Source organism: Desulfomicrobium norvegicum, from assembly GCF_900114595.1.
GTDB classification, from domain to species: domain Bacteria; phylum Desulfobacterota; class Desulfovibrionia; order Desulfovibrionales; family Desulfomicrobiaceae; genus Desulfomicrobium; species Desulfomicrobium macestii.
The window spans coordinates 1-22,142 of record NZ_FOTO01000019.1 but is presented as its reverse complement, the minus strand read 5'-3'; the positions used below and the strand labels follow the sequence as shown (position 1 = coordinate 22,142).

Genomic DNA, 22,142 nt, shown 5'->3' with positions numbered 1-22,142 from the left:
GCCGATGGACCGCTCCTGTTGGGAATCCTGTTTTTTTGGGCGTTACTTCAGGTTACCGGAACATGTATTTCATTGCGTAGCCAAAAGATGGGTATGCCCACAGCATGGAACGCAATTCATCGACATCGACCTTCTTGCGCATGGCCAGTGCGAAAAGGTTGATTGTCTCTTCTGCCGCGTCGCCCAGAACGTGCGCCCCCAGCAGCTGCCGCGTGTCTTTTTCGACCAGCAGCTTGAATCCCGCGCACGTTTGCCCGATACGCTGGTATTCCGACCATCCTGCCGAATCTCCTTGGATGACATCGAAGCGCATCCCTTGCTTTTGCGCTTCCTCTTCAAGCATGCCCACGGTCGCCAGCGGTGGATAGGTGAACAGGGAGAATGGCGTCACGTCAGGGCTCATCGTGTGCTTTGGGCCTTCGATGATGTTTTTGGCCACGACTTCCGCCTCCACGCTGGCCACCGGGGTCAGGGGCATGGTTTCGGCGATGACGTCTCCGGCAGCGAAGACGCAAGGGTTGGAGAGACTCTGCATGTAGGCGTTGACGGCGACTCCGCCATTGCGCGTGTCGACGTTGCCGGCGGGCAGGTCGAGGCCGGCCAGGGCCGGAATGCGCCCGGCCGCATTGAAGATCGCATCCGCCGTAAAGCTTTGCCGACCGTCCTCTCCAGCCTTCAGCAGCAACGCTCCGCCATTTTCTTCAATGGAGTGGGGCGGACAGTTCCGATGAAATGTTACGCCCAGTTTTTCCAGATGCCCGGTCAATCGTTGCACCAGGTCGGCGTCGAATTTTTTGAGGAAACGCTCGCTGCGATGAACGATTGTCACCTGGGCCCCGGCCGCTGCCGCGATGTGAGCCAGTTCAAAGGCGATGAATCCGCCTCCGATGAAGACGATTCTTTCCGGCAGGGTGGGCATGGCCAGGAAATCGTTGCTGGAAGAAAGATGTCCGTGCCCCGGGATCTGCAACTCCCTGGGAGTCGAGCCGGTTGCAATGCAGACATGGGCGGCTTCAAGCAGTTCATCCCCGCTCACGATGGTATTGGGACCGGCAAATTTGCCGGCCGTGGTGAATGTCTGGATGCCCAGGTTTTGATAGTGCGTCCGGATTTTGTCCGGCAAATCGTCGGTGAACGTGCGCTTGAAGCGCATGAGTTCGACCCAGTCGAGTTTGGCGGAACCGGTCGGGCCTGTCCCGGAGGTGTTGTTGAAACGCTCCACGGTCTCGGCGGCGTCGGCCATGACTTTCTTGGGTTCGCAGCCATGCAGCGGGCAGGTGCCCCCAAAACCGTGGCTTTCCAGCAGCGCCACGCTCAGACCGGACTTGTGGCAGCGCGAGGCGACATGGCCCCCGGCGACTCCGGAGCCCAGAACGATGACGTCGAATTTTCGAGTTTTCAAAAGCAACTCCATGTGTTCAGATTTCAAACCCCCGGGACTGCGGAAATGCGGCATCCAAGCGGACTTGGAACGGTAAGCATGGTTGACCGGGTGCCTGGTCGAGATTTCTTTCGCGGCGGAATTTTGCGGCATGCGTCCAAAATCTCGAAAGATGGATTGTCCGGAATGAACGGTACATGTAATTGTGCCGCTTTTCAAATCATGAAGAATAAAACGTCGGATTCGAGAAGATTTGCATGCGCAAGCCCGCACAAGATGCATTGGCATTGGGAAACGAAGCGGGGCGTTCCGTTCCCCTCGGACTGTCGTCCGTCAGGGCCGTTTGCCTGCATCACTGCAAGGCTAAAGCGCAGATGGTTTGAATGATCGGGGAATAGTTGTGAGGGCTGAAGCCCGCAGGACGTTTCTTGCCTGCCTTGCGGACATGGCATGCCGGTAAGCGATGTTTCGCGAGGCCGCCGTTTGAAGTGTGAGTCTTAATTCTGGTTCAGTATATCAAGGAAGTATATTCCACCGTGTCGCAGTTCGTTAAAGGTGTGGATGCCTATCTTCTGGAGGATGTTCGAGCGGTGCTTGTCGACGGTTTTGATGCTGATGGCCAGAATTTCCGCGATCTCCCGGCTTTTCCTGCCGTCGAAAATCAGTTTTACCACTTCGATCTCGCGAGCGGTGAGGTTTTGCAGGGAAGACAAGCCCTTTCGTTGCCGTGTGGCGATAATATAGTCCTTGACGATGTTTTTGGTGAGTTTGGGGCTGATGAAGATTTCATCGTTCAGAGCGTATTTTATGGCCATGAAAATTTCTTCGGGGTTCTCGCTTTTGAGAACATATGCGTTGGTGCCATATTCCAGGGTTTCATAAAGGAAGTCGTTGTTCTCACAGACGGTCAAGACGATTATCTTGACCTGCTTGTCGATCCTGCGCAGTTTTCTCAGCACTTCCATTCCTGTCATGTCCGGCAGCAACAGGTCCAGAAGGACGATGTCCGCAGGTTGCTTCCTGAAGGAACGCACCGCCTCCCTGCCTGTCGCCACGTCCGAAGCGCATGTGTACTCGTCATGCATGTCGATCATGGATTTGAGTCCCATGCGTAAAAGGTGATCGTCTTCAACCAGAAGAAAGTTGTTTTTTTCCAAGGTGTGTCACTCCCGGATTTTTCTCGATGATTGCAGGTTACGAAGCCCCTTTTTGTGTTTTTTATAGAATGTTGAAAATTGAGGATTTATTAAATTTTTCATCAATATCATTTATTAACATGATATGCGAAATGCTTCGATAATGGTTTATATGTGGCGATTGAGAATTGTGTGAATTATTTTGAGGTGACAGTTTGTGGATTGAACAGGACATGCCTCTTGAAACATTGTGCACAATGTCAATGTTTTACGTAAGTACTTATTGAGAGTTTACTTGAAGGCGGAGAGCTTCAGCAACGGAAAGTGCTGTGTATTTTGGATAAATTTGACTAAAACGTGGTAAGTATAAAATTAAGATTCCACGTCCGTATTTTTCTCAAAGGGAAGGTTGTGGCGGCTCGGCTATTTGTTGATGTCTTCTTCGTACATTTCGGTGAGGACATACATTTTGCGCTGGCGCAGGTCGGCCAGGTTGCTGAGGCCCAGTTTTTCCAGGATGTTGGACCGGTGTTTGTGAACGGTTTTGACGCTGATAAAGAGCGTGTCGGCTATCTCCTTGCTCTTTTTTCCGTCGATGATGAGTTTGACGATTTCCCTTTCCCGCGCCGTGAGTTCGTTCAAGGGCGGCAGGGCCTTTCGTTGGCGATTGACGAAGAGGTAGGCTTCCACGATGAGCTTGGCCAGTTTCGGACTGATGAACATCTCGTTCAGCAGTGCGTAATGAATGCCCAGGAACAATTCTTCCGGCCCCGCTCCCTTGAGAACATAACAGTTCGCGCCCCATTCCAACGCTTCAAAAAGCAGTTCGTTCTCTTCATGGGCGGTAAGCACCACCACTGGAACTTTGGGAGCGACCCGTTTTATATGTCGCAACACCTCGATGCCGGAAATGTCGGGCAGCAGAAGATCGAGAAGCACTATATCGGGATGGTTTGCGTCAAAAAGGCGCAGGGCCTGTTTCCCGCTCGCCGTGTCGGCTTCAATGGAATATTCTTTTTTGGCCTGAATTATGGACTTCAGGCCCAAACGCAGCAGATCGTCGTCTTCAACCAGCAGAATTCTTTTTTTCATGGCATACTTCTCCCAAATTGATGCATGCCACGCAATTCGCTGGAGTTCAACCCTTACCTTTCACGAAGCGCGCCTCTGGCAGTCTTGATGATGGGTTTCAAGATGTATTCAAGCACCGTTTTCTTGCCGGTCAGCACATCCACTTCGGCCACCATGCCCGGGATGATGGGCAGTTCCTTGCCGTCTTTGCTTGTCAAAGAAGCACTGTCGGTGCGGACCTTGATGAGATAGTAGCTGGTTTTTTGCTGTTCGTCGGTGATGGCGTCGGCGCTGATGTGTTCCACTTTTCCCTTCATGCTTCCATAGATGGAATAGTCGTAGGCCGTGATCTTGACGTCCGCATCTTGGCCTGGATGCAGAAAGGCGATGTCTTGCGGGGGCACCCTTGCCTCGACCAGGAGGGTGTCTTCCCGGGGCACGATCTCAAGCATCTCCTGGCCCGGCCCGACAGCCTCCCCAATGGTCGTCACGAAAACCCGTTTCACCGTGCCGTCCACGGGAGAGCGTACACTGGTGCGGTTCATCTGGTCTTCAAGGGCCGGGAGCTTTTCCTTGCGGCCCTCCATTTCGGTGCGAATCGCACTGAGTTCCTTGAGTATTTCCGTGCGATGCTTGCTTTTCTCCTCCTCGATGCGGTGCGTGGCGGCTTCCAGGGAGGCGGTCACCTTGGGGATGGCGATGCGGGTGTCGGCGATCTGTCCCGCAAGTTCCATGAGTTGGCGCTTTGAGCGCAAAAGATCCATCTCCGAGGCTGCGCCCTTGGCAACCATGGTCCGGGTCATCTCCACTTCTTTGCCCAGCAGCGCATGGTTGCTTTGCAGATAACCCAGCCTGCTCCTGAGTTCCTTGAGCTCCTGCATGCGCTGCTGCCTGTCGAATTCAAGAACGGACAGGGCGGCCTGCCGGTTCGCGGTGCGAGAGCGCAGAAGCTCGGTCTGGTTTTCGAGCAGGTGCGGTTTCTGGTTCCGCGCCTCGGCCGGGAAGGCTATGGCATCCTTGCCTGCCAGTTCAGCTTCCAGACGGGCGATGGCCAGGATCTGGTCCAGATAGTTTGACCGCTGTTCACGGAACCGGGAGGCCATCTGTGTTCGATCGAGGAGGATGAGCGGCTGGTCCCTTGCCACCTCCTGGCCTTCGCGCACCAGGATCTCCTTGACGATGCCGCCCTCGAAATTCTGGATGCGCTTGATTTCCGTGGAGGGAATGATCTTGCCCATGCCCCGCACCACTTCATCAAGGGGGGCATGGGCCGCCCAGGCAAGTGCTGCCGTGAAGAACATGACGATGACGATGAGCATGAGGTTGGGCGTGATCCGGCTCCGGCTGGTCAGGTCGTCGAGTTCCAGCGCGAAGCTGCGGGTCTGTTGGTCCCGGTGGGCGTGCTCCCGGCTTTTCGCGGCGGACCCCGCTGGTGGACAAGTGTCTTGTCGTGCGCACTGCGGGGGAGTTGCTTCGATTCTTGCCGTGTTTAAGGACGGTGCGCCAAGATTGTGCGGAGCGTTCATTGCCTGACCCCCGTTTGCCGCTGCACGGTTTGATTGACGGGGACCCCTCCGGACTGCAACTGCCGCATGATCGCCTCCTTTGGCCCATCCGCCACCACCCGGCCGTCGTCGATGACCACCAGACGATCCACCAGTTCCAGAAGGGACGGGCGATGGGTGATCAGCACCAGGGTCTTTGCGTCCAGAAAGAATTTGAGACGTTGCAGCAGGAGCGCCTCGGATTGGGAGTCCATGGAGCTGGATGGCTCGTCCATGACCAGGATACGCGGATCGCGCAGCAGCGCCCGGGCGATGGATATTGCCTGGCGCTGACCGCCGGAAAGCGTGCTGCCGCGTTCGCCCACGTGCAGGGCGTAGCCTTGGGGATGGGTGCTCATGAAGTCGTGGGTGCCGGAGATGCGGGCGGCATGCAGGATTTCCTGGTCCGAAGCCTGGGGATGCGCCATGGAGATATTCTGTCGCACCGTGCCCTGGAACAGGGCCACGTCCTGGGGCATGTAGCCGGTCCAGCGGCGCAGGTCCGTAGGGTCGACCTGGCGCAGGTCCGCCCCGTCCACGAGCACCGCGCCCTGGTCGGGGGTGTAGAGGCTCATGATCAGCTTGCCCAGGGTTGACTTGCCAGAGCCTGTCCTGCCCACGATGCCCACCCGTTCTCCGGCCGCGATGCGCAGGTTCAAGCCCTTGAGGGCCGGCAGCTTGGAGCTGGGGTAGGAAAACGTGACGTCGCGGAATTCAATGCTTCCATCAAGTCGGGGTCTGTGCAGAAAGGAGTCCGTGTCCGTGCGTTCCACCGGCAGGTCCATGATCCGGTTCAGCTCCCTGTAGGCGCTCATGGTATGGTGCAGGCGTGTGATGAGCTGGGCGATCTGGGCGAAGGGGCCCATGACCCGGCCGCTCAGTATGGAACAGGCCACCAGACCGCCCATGGTGAGCTTTCCGTCCTTGATCAGGTACACGCCGACGATGATGATGATCAAATACGCGAACTGCTGCACGAAGCCCGTCAGGTTCATGGCCAGATGGGACAGGGAACGGGAGCGGATTGCGTGGCGGGCGCTGGTTGCCGTGTCGTGCATCCATCGCCCGCGCATGGTCGCCTCGCAGCCGAGGCCCTTGATCGTTTCGATGTTGCTCAAGGTCTCGACCAGGACCGCGTGCTTGCTGTTGCCCATGGCCATGGCGGTCTCGACGGAGTTTTTTATGGGGACATGGATGATCAGGCCGATAAGCAGCGTGATGGGCAGCACGGCCATGAAAATCAAGGCGATGGGGCCGCCGATGTACCAGAACATGATGATGAAGAGGATGATGAACGGCAGGTCGACGAAGCTCACCAGCGTGGCCGATGTGAAGAAGTCCCGCAGGACTTCCAGTTCGCGCAGGAGGTTGGCGAAGGAGCCCACCGAGGCGGGCTTGTCCTTGAGGTGCATGTCGAGGAGCTGGTCAAAGAGCCTGCCCTCCAGTTCGACGTCGATCTTCTTGCCGGTCCTGTCGATGAAGAAGGCGCGCAGTCCTTTGATGGTAAAATCGAAAACGAAGACGACGCCCATGCCCATGGCCAGTACCCAGAGGGTTTCCAGGGCGCTATTTGGCACCACCCTGTCGTAAACGTTCATGACGAAGAGCGGCATGGCCAGTGCGAGCATGTTCAGAATCGTCGCCGCGATGATGACCTGCGAATAGGCGCGCCAGTTCCGGAGCAGGGCGCTTTGCAGCCAATGGCCTTTGGGTTTTGGCGCGGCGCTCTGGGGCGAGGCCTCTTTTCTTGCGGGCATGAGATAGAGGACATGTCCTGTGTGGAGCTTTTCGAGCTCTTGCCTGGTCATGATCTTGGCCCCGTCTTCAAGGGCCGGATGGGAGACCGTGAAGTTCTCGCCATCCACCTCCTGCAGTACGCAGGCTTCGTCGTCCCTCAGAAAGAGCACGGCCGGCAGGGCGAAGCGGGCGATCTTCTTCAGCGGGCTCCTGACGATGCGGGCGGACAGCCCGGCATTGCGGGCAGCCGCCTCGATCATGCCGGGAGTCAAGCGCCCCTGGGCATCGAGGGGCAGGCCGGACAGGAGGGACGCAGGCGACAGGACGCGGCCGTGATGCTTGGCCACAAAGAGAAGGCACCCGGTGAGCGCGTCGGCGATTCCCGGACTTTCTTTGAGGCCGACTGTGCCGGACTGAATGGTCTCTTCGCTTGCTGTTTGCGGTTCCTGCGACATGCAACACTCCTTGGCTTGCGTGTTTTGATGGCCGGTCCTGAAAGGGAGATGTGGTCATCTCGGTATGACTAGGTATTACGTGATATAATTTATTTGAATTATTCCTAATTGTTAGTATTTTTTGATCGCATCAATACCTAGTTTTGTATGTATTTTTAGTAAAATATCCGCAGCAATGCGTATAATAATATTGTATCCCTGTAGTTTATGATTTTTCCGTTTAAAGGGGTGATTTGGCCGGCATTTAGCGCTGCGATGACGTAATTTGCCTGAAATAATCGCACATCTGTCTTACAGCCGGCGGTCTTGTGCGTTGCAAATAAGGCTTTAATGTATTAAATGTCATACATACTTGTCTTACGGGGTGTTGTTTGTATGGAATTTTGGGTAGTTAAGTTCGTAGTGCGTATTTTTTGGGCGGATGCGTGAATGAAAGATCCTGGGTTTGTTTGTGTCGAAATTTTAGCAGGTTAAGGTTTTTTGGCATGGATTGATATTTTCACGGAGGTTTTGATGAACAGTAACGCGGCAATCCTGGTTCTGGACATGGAGGAGGCGCTGCTGAGGTTCAGCGGGAACAGGCAGATTTTCGTGAAGCTTTTGCTCAGATTTCTGGAGCTCAACACACAGGTTCGGGAAAAGGCGGAAACGGTCGTGCAGGGCGGCAATTGCGATGAAATCGTCCTGTTCTTTCACTCCATCAAGGGCGGGGCTGCAAACCTTTCGGCCAAGAGGCTGGCTGCCCAGAGCGCACTTCTTGAAAATCTGGCCCGGATCGGAGACGTGGACGGCATCAAACAGGAACTTCCTGCCTTCCATGCTCTTTTCGAAGAGGTCGCCATCGCAGCCGGAGAGCTCCGTGATTCCGCCCCGTAGGCTTAAGCCATGAGTTCCCGGCATGGGAAAATGTCATTGTGCGCTTGCCATTTTTCTTCGCTACGCTGCGGGACGTTCTTTTTCTTTTTTCTTTTCTTTTGCCTGGCCGGTTCTCTACAGGCCCGAAACCTGCCAGTTTTGATGCTGGATTGTTCGGTCCAAGAGCACGACCTGCGCCCATTCATGGCGGTCATGGAAGATCGCGGCAGATCCCTGACCATCGATCAGGCCGCCTCTTCGGCCATGGCGGGAAAGTACGCTCCCCCGGCATCCGGACACTTCAATTTCGGCTTTACGTCCTCGGCCCTGTGGTTTCGCTTCTCGATCGAGGAAGATCCTCGATCGGCTAATCGCCGGGGACTCCCTTCCGCCTGGATTCTCGATCCCGGCTGGAACGTCTACGACACCATCCATCTGTATGTTCCCCGGCCTGATGCTTCCGGCGGCTGGCAGGTCCATGCCGCCGGAAACCTCCTTTCGAAAACCGGAGAGCCCGAACGGCGGCACTTCCTTCTCCCGGAAGATCTCTCAAAGCCCCTTACGTGCTACCTGCGTGTGACCGGCGTGCGCCCGATCATGGTCAGTCCGCACATCTCCACCGTGGACAGCGCCCTGCATGTCAACAGCCTCAAGGTCCTCGGCACGGGTCTGGTCATCGGCTATTTTCTGACCATGGCCTTTGGCCATCTTTTTGTCTGGCTCTATGCCGGTATCGACAAATTCAAGTGGTCCATACCCGGCAACCTCGGTTTTGCCTCCTTCGTGGCCCTGACCAGCTATCAGCACCTCGTCAGTTTTCGGAATCTTACGGAAATGATCATGATCGTCGGTCTCGTGACCCAGGGATTCCTCGCCCTGGTCATCCGGGCCGTCATGGATACGAGGATATACAACAGAATTCTGGACAGGCTTCTGCTCGGGAGCGTCTTCCTCGTCTTTTCGGCCGCCGCCGTGGGGCCGTTTCTGCCGGAGCATCTGCATGGAAGCCTCTCCATGCGCATCGTCATGCCCGTGGCGTTCATCGGCGCCTGGGCCTGTGTCGACAACCTCAAACGCAACCGAACGGTATCGATCATCTTTCTGGCAGCATGGGGCGGAACGGTTTTCGACACGCTGATCTACAACAGGGCGGCCAATGGCGGAGCCGCGTTCATGCACCCCATGATGATGTGGGTCGGTTTCATTGCCGAGGCGCTGGCCATGGCCTTTCTGCTGGCCTATTTCACTTATTCCATCTCGTCGCAGCGCCAGGCGGCCGAGGCCATGGCCAAGGCCAAGAGCATTTTCCTGGCCGGAATGAGCCACGAGATCCGCACCCCCATGACCGCCATTCTGGGTTTTTTGAATCTGGCCATGCAGTCCGGGGGAACAGGACCCCTGCGGCAGTATCTGCGCAAGATCCAGGCATCTGCCCGGCATCTGCTGGGAATCATCAATGACATCCTCGACGTTTCCAGGATCGAGGAAGGCAAGATTCACTTGGATTCGAAGCCTTTCGAGGTGGAGAACTTGCTGCGCGAAACGGCTGACATCCTGGTGCCGCGCGCTTTTGAAAACGCGAACGAGCTGGTCGTCAGCGTCGGCCCAGGGGTTCCTCGGCGCATCGCGGGTGATTTTATGCGACTGGAGCAGGTGCTGGTCAATCTTGGGGGCAATGCCGTCAAGTTCACCAAAGGCGGCACGGTCGTCGTCGATGTGAGTCTGCCCGGGCAGGGTGCGCCGGAAGAGGGCAAGACGGCGCTGCGGTTTCAGGTCCTCGACACGGGCATCGGCATCGAGGCGGATGTTGTGCCCCGTCTGTTCCAGTCTTTCGAGCAGGCCCACGGATCAACGGCCAGGGTTTTTGGCGGGACGGGGCTGGGACTGAACATCAGTCGCCGGTTGGTGCAGCTTATGGGGGGGGATATCGATGTCTCAAGCACTCCGGGCAAGGGTTCAATCTTCGAGTTCACGATTCCGTTCGCGGTGCCCGAAGAAATCGGGGAAAACGTCCAGCTCTCGCCAACCAGGTATGCGGGGCTCTCGGTGCTTTTCGTCGAGGACAATGCTCTAGCCAGAACGGCTATGGAGAACATTGCGCATCGGCTGGGGCTGAACATGCGCGTTGCCGTCACGGCTGGCGAAGCGCTGAGCATGGCCGCTGAAGAAAGATTCGATGCGATCCTTCTGGATTGGGATCTGCCGGATATGACCGGGGTCGAGCTCGCCTCGCGTCTGCGTGAGGCCGGTGTCGCCAACGGGACTCCGGTCGCCGTCATGTCGAGCCTGGCCCGTCCGGAAATGGAAGGTCTGCAACCGGCGTTCTGCGGGACCCGGGCAATTCTGGCCAAGCCGTTAACGCTTTCCACGGTGGAGGATATGCTGCGTCTGCTCGTGTTTCAGGAAGAGATTGTGGACGAAGAGGGCGAGGCCCAGCACGCCGAGGAGCTTCGCAACCTGGAGCAGGTGCGGGGCTTGCGCGTTCTGGTGGTGGACGACAATGCATTCAACCGCGAACTTTTCGAAGTCATGCTCACGCAGGCCGGAACGGAGCTTGAAACGCTGACCAATGGCCGGGAGGCCGTGCGACGTCTGCTGGATTCGAACCGGCCGCTGCCGGACGTTGTGCTCATGGATGTGCACATGCCCGAGATGGACGGTTATGAAGCCACGCGAATTGTTCGCAAGGATGCCAGGTGCGCTCGGCTTCCCATCATCGCCTTGACCGCCGATGTTGTCGAGGAAAACAGGGAGCTTTGCCTGGCCGCAGGCATGAACGACAGGTTGACCAAGCCCGTGGAGGCCGGAGCGCTTTTCGAGGCTCTGTGCAGATGGGGCCGGTCAGGGAGTGGCGCCCAGAGCCCTTTTTCCACCGGTTCCGGGAAAGGTGTCGAGTGAACAAGCAGGAGGCCTGTCTTATGCGCAGAAACCTAATGTTATTGTCTATATTCGTCCTGATCGGGCTTTTGTGTTCGTCTGAGGCCAAGGCCGAGCCCGTCTGTGTGCTCGATTCGGGCAGCCAGGCTCATGACCTCAAACCCTTCATGGAATTCCTGGAAGATCCTGGCGGCAGGCTGACCATCGAGGACGTTGCTTCCGAATCCATGGCTGCGCGGTTTCGCAGACCGTCCACAGGGCATTTCAACTTCGGCTTCACCTCGTCGGCTCTGTGGTTCAAGTTCACCGTTGTCGAGCCGTTGCCGGTCGGGCAAGCCTTCGACGCGCAAAGGGCATTGTGGATTTTCGATCCGGGCTGGCATCTTTACGACACCTTCCATCTTTTCGTTCCGCAAACCACGGCCCCCGGTGGCTGGATAGAATATTCCTCCGGGCGGCTGATCCTGGGCCCGGGACACCGGGAGCACAGGCATTTCCAACTTCCTTCGGACTTGACGACGCCCAAGACCTGTTTCTTCAGGGTCACGGGGATCCGGTCCCTCGTTCTGAATCCCCACATCACGACCATCGACCATGCCATGCACGCCAACGGTTTCAAGATGCTGGGCACGTCGTTGCTGCTGGGTTTCTTCGGCACTCTCATGCTCGCCAACCTGGGCATCCTCCTCTACACCCGCAACCTGAAGTTCGGCGGCTTCGTGTTGGCCAACGCGGCCTTTGCCGTCTTTGTGGCGGTGAGCAGCTATCAATTTCTGTTCACACATGAGCGCCTCCCAACGTTCATCATGGTCGCCGGGCTGGTCTCCCAGGGGGCCCTAGCCATGGTGGCTCGTGCGTTCCTGGAGACCCGCAAAGGCGAACGGCTGATCGACGGTCTGCTTCTGACCAGTCTCTGGCTTGTGTTTGCAGCCGCCGCGCTGGCATTTTTCCTCCCGGACCAGGTGCAGGGAAAACTGTCCCTCTATGTGCTCACGCCGCTCAGTCTGGTCATGATCTGGGCCTGCATCGCGAATCTCAAGCGCGACCGGATAGTGTCGATCATCTTTCTTTCGGCCTGGGTCGTGGGCAGCGCGAATGTTTTTGTCTATACGTGGGCCGCGCAGGGTATTCTGCCTTTCGTCCACCCCTCGATGATCTGGCTCGGCCTTGTGGTGCTGGCCATGGCCATGGCCGTGCTGCTGGCCCATGACATTCGTGCCATGGCCGCCCGGCGTCAGTCCGCCGTGGCCATGGCGCGGGCCAGAAGCACCTTCCTGGCCAGCATGAGCCACGAGATCCGCACGCCGATGACGGCCATTCTGGGCTTTCTGAACCTCTCCCTCCAGGCCGGGGCCGAGGGACAACTTCGAAGCTACCTGCTCAAGGTCCGAAGCGCGGCCCAGCATTTGATGGGCATCATCAACGACATCCTGGACGTGGCCAAGATCGAGGCGGGCAAGATCGAACTTGAGAACAAGGTCTTCGAGCCCGAGGCGCTTCTGGCCGATACCGCGACCCTGATCGCATCCCAGGCGTTTGAGAACGGCAACGAACTGGTGCTCTCCGTGGGACCTTCCGTTCCAGGCTGTCTGGTGGGCGACTCTCTGCGTCTGCAGCAGATTCTGCTCAATCTGGGCGGCAATGCCGCAAAATTCACTAAAAACGGTACGGTGTGCATGGTCGTGGATGTGGCCGAAGGGGTCGAGCCGGTGAAGGGCAGCGTTTGGCTGCGTTTTCAGGTCATCGATACCGGCATCGGCATCGATCCGGAAGTTTTGCCCAGGCTCTTCCAGTCCTTCGAACAGGCGGACAGTTCCACGGCCCGGCTCTACGGCGGGACAGGTCTCGGACTGAATATCAGCCAACGGCTCGCGCAACTCATGGGCAGCGAAATAAATGTGCAGAGCGCGCTTGGGCGGGGATCGACATTCGAATTCACGGTCAAGTTCGAGCGGGTTGCGAACGATGCGAAGAGCCAGGAAGAGGTGCATGTCTTCGATGGACTCAGGGCGCTTCTCGTCGAGGACAACCCCGCCAGTCGTGCTGCCTTAGGGGAGATTCTCGGCCGTCTCGGCATCGACTGGAAGTCCGCCGCGACGGCGACCGACGCCCTGCGGTTGCTGGCATCTGAATCATTCGACGTTGTCCTTTTGGACCTGGATCTTCCGGACTATACAGGGCTCGAAGTCTTGGCCTCTCTGAACGAATTCCAACTTGGCGCCAAGCACAAGGTGGTGCTGATGGTCAGCCTGGTCCGATCCGAGATGGATGGTCTGCAGCCGGATCTGACCGGGGTTCGCGAAATTCTGATGAAGCCCTTCACGTATTTGGCGGTGAAGGATGTGCTGAGCCGCGCAGTTCTCGGAGAAACCGTTGACGCAGATGCCACGTGTCGGGCCGAGAAGATGCCCAGTCACGAGGTGGTCCGGGGGCTGAGCGTACTGCTGGTCGAAGACAACCTCTTCAACCAGGAATTGATATCCGTGATTCTGGAACAGGCCGAGGTGGACTTCGAGCTCGCCACGGACGGGCGGGAAGCCGTGACCAGGATCATGAAAGACGGCGCGAAGTTCGATGTCGTGCTCATGGACATTCAGATGCCAGGGATGGACGGGTACGAGGCAACGCGGATCATCAGGGCCGACAAGCGATTTGGGTCCCTGCCCATCATCGCCATGACCGCCAATGTCATGGCCGAGGATCGTGCCAGATGCATGGCGGCAGGCATGGACGGGCATCTCAACAAGCCTGTCGACACGGATGAACTTTTCAAAACCCTTGCGACTTGGGGTCGCGGAAGCGAATAAAACAGCACCCTTCGTCTTTTGAGTCGTGTTGCGAGATCCCCGGTAGCCTCCGGGGATTTTTTTTGCCTTCGCATATCACGTTGCAATTTATCGGTCTTTTTTTGGAACTGAAGGTGATGCGGATCAAATGTGTCTATAGGTTGTGCTTGTAGGTCAATTGTTATATTTTTTACAAATATAAGAAGTATTTATGCTTTTTTTCGAATGGAGGCATAAGTGTTTTTACTTAGATAAATGCAGCGAGCTCTACAGCTCTAATTAATGATTTGGTCTTTCAATTTCAGTACGCTTGCACATTATCCTGAATGCTCAAAGAGAATAACACTCCCAGATAATTTATCACTACTCGGCAACTTAAATCCTGGGAGAGAGTTCATGCCTAACACCAAGGTTCTGGTTCGGCAGCCGGACGGAAATACTCGTGAAGTGGAAATTGTCGACGGCGGCAAGCTGTCATTGCAGGAAAATGAGCAACTGGTCATCGCGGCCTCTCCGGATCAGGCCGAGGTGAAATCTGGTGATCAGGGACAGATCTCGATACGCCTCGAAGGGTTGGGTGAATTCACGGTGGAGTCGGCGGCCGAACCGCCCGAAATAGTTGCCATGAACCTTGACGAAGCTCCGGCGTTCCGGGCCCAGCCCAGAATAGTTTTCGAGAAGGCCGGATCGGGCGCGGAGAATGACGCCTTGACGCATGAGCCCCTGGGTGTCCACCAGGCCAGTGTCGGTGACACCGGATTTCTCGATCAGAATGTAGGCGAGGATTTCGGTATCGGACAGGCCCTGGACATGGCTTCCTTCAGCGCCAAGGCGGGGGTGGGCCTGCCCCTGCCCCTGCCCATGATCGCGCCTGACCAGGAATTGCTCGGCATGACGGATTTCGATTCGGGGTCCTCCAGCCCAGTGGTTTTGAACGATCCTCCGGTCATCGTTCTCAATGAGACGCTTCTGGTGCCGGACGGCCAGAGTGCGTCCCTGAACGGATCGCTCAAATCGGTGGATGAGCGCACCCCCGCGACGGAACTCAGCTATTTTGTCCAGCAGGCGCCAATCCATGGCGAACTCCTGCTTGACGGCGTCGCCATCACGGATTTTTCCAAGGCGGCCTTCACGCAGTCCGACATCGACGCCGGTCGCGTCAGCTTCCGTTTCGACACCTCGACCCCCGGCACGTCCATACAGGTGCTTGAGAACGATCATTTCCTTTTCAAGGTCAGCGACGGACAACTGAGCGCCGAGGCTGTCTTCAACATCGATGGCGAACTGCCACAGATTCTGGGGACCGACGGGGCTGACGATCTGACCACCGCGACGGACTTCAACCGCGCCGGCGTGTCCTTCCATGTCTACGGCTTGGACGGCGACGACACCCTCCGCGGCGGAGCCGGCGCCGACACCCTGGACGGCGGTTCGAACACCGTCGGCGATGCCATCAAATTCCACCACTATGGTGATTCGAATATATTTAGTCCGGTGATTCGCTACGAGGCGACGCCCGGCGGCGACTGGGCGGATTACGGCGCGAGCGATGCGGCCGTGCACGTGGATCTGACCAGTTCCGGAGCCCAGAGCGGCGGCCATGCCGAGGGCGACGTGCTGACGGGCATCGAGAATGTGCTCGGCTCGACCCACGGGGATACGTTCATCGGCCAGGACTACGTGAGCAACGTGTTCGCCGGCCTGGCCGGGGCGGACTCCCTGGTGGGCGGCGAGAGCGTCCTGAATGTCATCCTAGACCCCGCCTGGGACTTTAGGACGAACTACTACTATTCGGATACGGCCGACTACAGCCTGAGCCCGTCCTGGGTGAACGTCGACTTGAACACCGCGGGCGGCCAGACGGGCGGTGGCGCGGGCAACCACGCCCTGGGCGACACCCTCGTGGGCATCGAGAACGTCATCGGCACGAACGACGCCCACGGCGACGGGCTCACGGGCGACGGGAGCGACAATTTCCTGGACGGCCTGGCAGGGTCCGATACGCTCATGGGCGGCGCGGGAGGCGACACACTGCGCGGCGGTTCCGGGGCCGATTTCCTGGACGGTGGCACGAACACGCAGTGGGGGCGGTATACCAATAACGGCGACTGGGTGGATTACAGTACGAGCACGGCGGGCGTGAGCGTGAACCTGTACCATCAGGACGGGACCGCGACCCAGAGCGGCGGGGACGCCGAGGGCGACACGCTCACGGGCTTCGAAAATGCGATGGGCTCGGAGCATGACGATTCCCTTGTGGGCGACGACGGCAACAACTGGCTGGCGGGCCTGGACGGCAACGACACCATGATCGGCGATACCAGTCTTGTTTCAGGGAATTACAGCCATGACAGCATGTGGGGCGGCGCGGGCGATGACCTCATGTACGGGGGCGTCGGAAGCGACCAGATGTGGGGCGATTCCGGGGATGACCGCGTGACTGGCGGTCTCGGTAAAGACTCTCTGTATGGCGGGGATGGCGACGATACCCTTCACGGCAGCGTCAGCCTCAATAACTACAACAACAGCTTCAACGACGACGCGATCATCGGCGTCGACAATACTGCTCCACTCTTCACCGCAGCTTACGATGACAGCGGCGACTTCCTTTCCGGCGGCGCCGGCCGGGACATCGTGGACGGCGGCGGCGGGCTGCGCGGCCGCGAGACCCTGGAGGGTGGCGCGGACGGCGACATGCTGCTGGGCTTTGGGACAGGCGGCGGCAACAACTTGGCCTACTACGAAAACTCGCCGATCCGGATCTACCTGGACCTGGACAAACAGGACGGCTCTGGCCAGATCGACCCCGATGGCCTGGTCAGCGAGGCCACCGGCGATACGCTGCTGGGCATCCAACACGTTCAGGCCACTCGTTTCGACGATACGATCCTCGGCTCCTGGGAGGACAACGAGATTTTCGGTGGCGAGGGAAATGACTTCATCACCGGCAGCAGGGGGCAGGATAGCCTGTGGGGCGACTGGAAAGGCGATTATGCCAACTGGGGCAATGACACGCTGGAAGGCGGCGCCGGCGCCGACTACCTCAATGGCTCCGAAGGCGGCATGGACATTGCCAGTTACCGCAATTCCGCGCAGGAAGTGCGCGTGGATCTGGACGATCAGAATTACGCCCGGCCCGGCACCCCTAATCCCCGCTATCCCGGCGTGGGCGCACCCGGCCAGATCGGTGCCAGCCCCACGGGCGAGGAGCACGGCGACTGGTTGTGGAACATTGACGGCGTATGGGGGTCGGAGCACGGCGACACGCTGCTGGGTAGAAACGATGGATGGTGCCCAATGCCCCAAGCTTTTATCGATTACCCCGAACTCATGATGCCCGGCTACGCGGACTACGATGATCAACTGTGGGGCTTCGGCGGCGACGATTCGCTGTACGGCGGCGACGGCGACGATTCGCTGTACGGAGGCGACGGCGACGACACCCTGGTCGGCGCCGCCGGGGCGGACATTCTCGACGGCGGCGAAGGCTTCGACAAGGCCGACTACAGTGCAAGCCCTACATGGGTGAACATCGACCTGAGCGTCACGGGCGCCCAGGCAGGCGGCGGAGCGGACAATCGCGGCCTCGGCGACACCCTGACGGGCATCGAGCACGTCGTGGGCACGAACGATACTTTGCACGGCGACGTGCTGACGGGCAACGACGCCGACAACTTGCTTGAAGGATTATCGGGCCACGACACCCTGGATGGCGGCGCCGGCAGCGACACGCTGTACGGCCAAGAAGGCTTCGATGTCCTGTACGGCGGCGACGGCGACGACCTGCTGCAGGGCCACGGCGGTAACGATACCCTCCATGGCGGTGCGGGCGACGACGCCCTCGTTGGCGGCGACGGACGTGATGTCCTGTATGGCGGCGAGGGGAACGACTCACTCGTGGGCGGCAATACGACAGACCCAGCCTCCTCCATCCCCATCTGGGATACCCTCAATGGCGGCGCCGGGGCCGATGTGCTCACAGGTTACGGGTTGGGCGAGGTGGCCGACTACGCCGGCAGCCTGGCCGTGGAGATCGATCTGAACAATGTGCTGCAGGTCCAAGGGAATGGCGCGGCTGGGAACGACGCCATCGGCGACGAGCTGCATGACATTTTGAATGTCAGCGGCTCCTCCTTTGCCGATACGCTCATCGGGAACGAACACGACAACTACTTCTGGGGCCAGCAAGGAGACGACCTGCTTATCGGCGGCGCCGGAGCGGACAGTCTGCGGGGCGACGAAGGCGACGATATTTTGGAAGGCGGGGCGGGCGGCGACGTCCTCTTTGGCGGGGCGGGCCACGATATCGCCAGCTACCGGAATGCGGCGGCCGGAGTGCTGGTGGACATGAACGACCAGAACAAGGAACCGCTTCTCTATCCCGACGGCCAGGCCGGGGCCGGCGTCGATGGAGAGGAGCACGGCGACCACCTTTTCTACATAGACGGCGTGTGGGGGTCGGATCACGGCGACACGCTGCTGGGTCGCGACACCAATTGGGACGGCCAGTACAACATGAGCTCCAATGACGAGCTGCACGGCTTCGGCGGCGACGACAGCCTCAAGGGCCTTGGCGGCGACGATTCGCTCTACGGCGGCGACGGCCACGACACCTTGTTCGGCGACGCCGGGGCGGACATTCTCTACGGCGGCGCCGGCAACGACAGCCTCGATGGTTTTGTCGGCAACGATTCGCTCTACGGCGGCGACGGCAATGACACCCTGATCGGATGGAAGTACGACTCTACAGATTATAACATAAACAGGGATTCTGGTATCGACCTGCTCGACGGCGGTGCCGGCGACGATCTGCTGATTGGCGCGCCCGAGGATTCCGTGCACGGAGGGGAGGGGTTCGACATCTTCGCGCTGGAGGCCGAGGATCTCAGCTTTAGTCACACCTTGGACCTGAGCGCCATGGTTTCGGAAGGTCGCATCTCAGGCATCGAAAAAATCAGCCTTTACGGCGTCAACGGATGGGAAGAGAACGTCTTGACGCTTCAGGCCAGCGACGTTCTGGCCGTTTCAGACACCGACACCCTGTGGGTTTTCGGCGAGGGCCCCGCGGAGGTGGCCGCGACGGATACGGGTTGGTCCCTTGTGGAGATGAACGTGGTTGGCTCGGACGGGTTTGACTACAATCATTACACGAATACCGTCGGAACGAGCGTCGTCCATCTGATGGTGGCCGAGGATATCGCGACGCAGCATGTGGCGCCTTTCGCATGACCTCGGGAAAGGGAGCTCTGGCCGGAAATGTCCAAATGTGCGGAAGGGATGATAACCCCGCCTGCTGCATCGCCGGACGTTGAAGCGGAGGAGATGTCTGGAGCCGGAACAGGCAATTGCAGAAGAATGCTGGGCAATTCATCACGCGCAGTCAGCATGAGTCAGCCGGACAGGTTGGCGGATCAGGTCCGTCAGTCTGTCCGGCTGACATTTTTCTGGCCCTTCGCCCTGGCCCTGCTGATCGCCGTTTCAGGACCGACGGGCCCGCAACCGTGTCATGCCGAGGCTTCAACCTTGGGTCTTGATGGTGCTTGTCCAAACACGATGGCGACTAGGCCCCAAGCTTTAAACCTTCTTCCGGGCCCAGGGGGACAGAAAACGGTTTCTCCAAACCGAGCCGGTGATTCTCTTCTTGTGCTTGGGCCGTATTTGGAAGTGCTGGAGGACCGAACACGTTCCCTGACCGATATCGATCAGGTTTTGGGGGCCCGGGAATTCCGGCCGGTCTTCACTTCGTCCGTGAATCTCGGCATGGCCGACTCCGCCTGGTGGTTCCGCTTCACCGTGCGACTCGACCCAGGCCAGGTTTGGTACTTCGATCCCGATTGGGCCTATGTCAGGACCCTCGATTTCTACTCTCCCCTCCCCGGGTCGGTTTCAGATGAAAGGCGATGGGCGCGCACTTCCCACCGATTCGGTTCAACGACCGAGGGGCGTCTCATACCCATCATCGCCGACGGCCAGAGCCATACGTATTACTTCAGGGTGTTCAGCGAAAGAGTTTCGTTCGTCAGGCCAAGCCTGTGCGAGCGCAACCGCTGCCTCTCCGAAAACAATCTGCGCAGCGCGGCTTTCGGCGCTTTCGTGGCTGTTCTGATGGCCATGGTTGTCTACAACTTCGTCATCTTCATCTATCTGCGGGATCGCTCGTACCTGTGGTTCGTGGTCTTCCACGCCGCGCTTCTGGGGTATTTTTCCAACAAGATGTGGACGCCTTTCTTCAGTTACGAATTGCAGCCTCTGGTCGCGGCAACGTCCATCAACCTTTGCGCCGTCTCCATGTGCCTTTTTCTGCGGGATTTTCTGGAGACGCGCAAATTTCATCCGATCTGGGACAAGATGCTTTTGGGCATGCTTTTGCCCACGGGGGCCCTGATCGTTCTGGGGCCATTATTGCCGTCCGCCCACATACACACCATGTTCAACCTTTCGTTCAACGTGATCGTGTTCATGATGGGGTTCGGAGTGAGTCTGTCCAGTTGTTTCAAAGGGCACTGGCCCGGATGCATCCTGTTCATCGCCTGGTGTCTGGTTTCCATGCTGTTCTTTGTGTTTTCGGCCACGGTCGTCGGCTGGTCGAGCCTGGGCTACAGCATGGGCTTCAATCTGGCACTGGCCGGGGAAGCGGTGCTCATGTCCCTGCCGCTGGCCTACCGCATCAGGCAGTTGAAACTGGAGCGCGAGGCTTCCGCCATGGCCACGCAGACCAAGAATCTCTTTCTGGCCCGGATCAGTCACGAGATCCGCACGCCCATGACCGCCATCATGGGTTTTACGGACATAGCCCTGCAGAAGGTATCCTGTGATCAGGTGCGGCAATGTCTGCTCAAGGTCAAAATCGCGGCCGGACATCTTTTGGGGCTCATGAACGAGATGCTCGATTTGGCAAAGATCGAAGCCGGGAAATTGGAAGTGGAGCGTAAGCCGTTCGACCTGGCATCGCTGCTGCGCGAGGCGTGCGACATCGTCGCTCCCATGGTTCAGAAAAACGGCAACGAACTGCTCTGCAACCTGGAAGAGGGCATGCCGGTTCATCTCATTGGAGACCCCATGCGGCTCAAGCAGGTGCTGGTCAACCTTGCGGGCAATGCCGCCAAGTTCACTTCCGGCGGTGAAGTCAGGATCTCGGTCAACCGCTCCAAGATGCAAAAGGGGGAGGTTGCTCCTGCCGAAGGCCGGGTGAAATTGCATTTTGAAGTTGCCGACACTGGACCGGGCATCCCCAGGGAGCTTCTTCCCCGCTTGTTCAGCCCTTTTGAACAGGGCGGAGGGGATACCGCCAACCGTTATGGCGGAGCGGGTCTCGGCCTGAATATCAGTTCCCGGCTTGTGGATCTCATGGGCGGGCGTATCGGCCTTTCAAGCGAGCCGGGACGCGGCTCCGTATTTTGGTTCATCCTGGAATTCGATCTGCAAGACCAGCCCCATTCCCCGGAGCTTATGGTCCCCTCGGCCATGCAGGGAAAATCCATCCTCGTGGCCGATGACCATCCCGCGGCGCTTCAGGCTTTGTCCGGTGCGCTGGCCCGCTTGGGGTTTGTCTGCGTGACCGTCGAGTCCGGGCAACAGGCTCTTGAGGCCGTAACCTCCGAACCGGGGAGATTTGTTCTGATCACCCTTGATTGGGACATGCCTGAACTCGACGGCCCGGAAACATTGTCCTGCCTCAGGGCGCAGGGCCTTTCCGGCAATGTCCCGGTGCTGCTTTCGGCGCTGTCGTCACATGTTGATCCGCAAGGACGAGACCTGGCTGAAATCGGTGCGGCAGGGCTTCTGGTTAAGCCGGTTACCCATGCCGGTGTGCTCAGGACCGTGCTGACTGCGCTTGGGTGCGAGGCCGACCGGAGCGTCCAAGAATCCGGCAAGGAACAGAATCTCAGTCTGCGTCAAGCCATCAGGGGGCTGCGTGTTCTTTTGGTTGATGACAATGTTTTCAACCAGGAGGTCACATGCATCATCCTTGAGGAAATCGAGGCGGTCACCGAGGTTGCCAACAATGGCCTGGAAGCCCTGCAGCGTCTGGAAGAGGCCCGGGAACCCTACGACGCCGTACTTATGGATATGAGCATGCCGGTCATGGACGGCCTAGAAGCAAGCCGCCGGATACGCTCCATCGGGAGATTCCGTGAGTTGCCCATCATCGCCATGACCGCCAACGCCATGAAGGGGGACCGTGAAACCTGTCTTGCCGCCGGTATGAACGATCATCTGGCCAAACCCATAGACACCCGGGAACTCTTCGATGCGCTGGAGAGATGGGTTCTTCGCGGAGAAATCCTGGCCTCTCGATT

10 protein-coding genes are annotated in these 22,142 nt (G+C 58.4%); 5 read left to right on the top strand and 5 right to left on the bottom strand.

Going from position 1 to position 22,142, the window contains the following annotated elements; translation table 11 throughout:
- Window positions 1-52: 52 nt before the first annotated feature.
- The 5 genes from BMZ24_RS18200 to BMZ24_RS18180 all read right to left on the bottom strand — a co-directional run bounded on the left by BMZ24_RS18200 (window position 53) and on the right by BMZ24_RS18180 (window position 7,324).
- Window positions 53-1,402, bottom strand: coding sequence for a dihydrolipoyl dehydrogenase family protein (locus BMZ24_RS18200; protein WP_092194328.1), 1,350 nt, complete (start codon window positions 1,400-1,402; stop codon window positions 53-55).
- Between the two features lie 476 nt (window positions 1,403-1,878).
- Window positions 1,879-2,538 carry a response regulator gene (locus tag BMZ24_RS18195; protein ID WP_092194326.1) on the bottom strand — a complete coding sequence of 220 codons (660 nt, stop codon included), beginning with the start codon at window positions 2,536-2,538 and terminating at the stop codon, window positions 1,879-1,881.
- Window positions 2,539-2,940: 402 nt separating this feature from the next.
- Entirely contained in the window at window positions 2,941-3,609 is a 669-nt protein-coding gene (locus BMZ24_RS18190; protein WP_092194324.1) for a response regulator, read from the bottom strand.
- Window positions 3,610-3,662: 53 nt separating this feature from the next.
- A complete protein-coding gene (locus BMZ24_RS18185) occupies window positions 3,663-5,114 on the bottom strand; it encodes an HlyD family type I secretion periplasmic adaptor subunit (RefSeq protein ID WP_244150416.1) in 1,452 nt (483 codons plus the stop codon).
- Window positions 5,111-7,324, bottom strand: coding sequence for a type I secretion system permease/ATPase (locus BMZ24_RS18180; RefSeq protein ID WP_092194322.1), 2,214 nt, complete (start codon window positions 7,322-7,324; stop codon window positions 5,111-5,113). The genes BMZ24_RS18185 and BMZ24_RS18180 overlap by 4 nt, the downstream gene beginning before the upstream one ends.
- A gap of 513 nt (window positions 7,325-7,837) precedes the next feature.
- Here BMZ24_RS18180 and BMZ24_RS18175 point away from each other — a divergent pair.
- The 5 genes from BMZ24_RS18175 to BMZ24_RS18155 form a co-directional block, all read left to right on the top strand.
- On the top strand, window positions 7,838-8,200 hold the full coding sequence (locus BMZ24_RS18175) for an Hpt domain-containing protein (protein ID WP_092194320.1): 363 nt from the start codon (window positions 7,838-7,840) through the stop codon (window positions 8,198-8,200).
- A 141-nt stretch (window positions 8,201-8,341) separates the two neighbouring features.
- On the top strand, window positions 8,342-11,077 hold the full coding sequence (locus BMZ24_RS18170) for a response regulator (RefSeq protein ID WP_161949235.1): 2,736 nt from the start codon (window positions 8,342-8,344) through the stop codon (window positions 11,075-11,077).
- 35 nt (window positions 11,078-11,112) lie between these two features.
- Window positions 11,113-13,863, top strand: a complete 2,751-nt coding sequence (locus BMZ24_RS18165) for a response regulator (protein WP_161949234.1) — start codon at window positions 11,113-11,115, stop codon at window positions 13,861-13,863.
- 375 nt (window positions 13,864-14,238) lie between these two features.
- On the top strand, window positions 14,239-19,071 hold the full coding sequence (locus BMZ24_RS18160) for a cadherin-like domain-containing protein (protein ID WP_161949233.1): 4,833 nt from the start codon (window positions 14,239-14,241) through the stop codon (window positions 19,069-19,071).
- A gap of 414 nt (window positions 19,072-19,485) precedes the next feature.
- On the top strand, window positions 19,486-22,142 hold a 2,657-nt coding region (locus tag BMZ24_RS18155), incomplete at its 3' end, for a hybrid sensor histidine kinase/response regulator (RefSeq protein ID WP_161949232.1).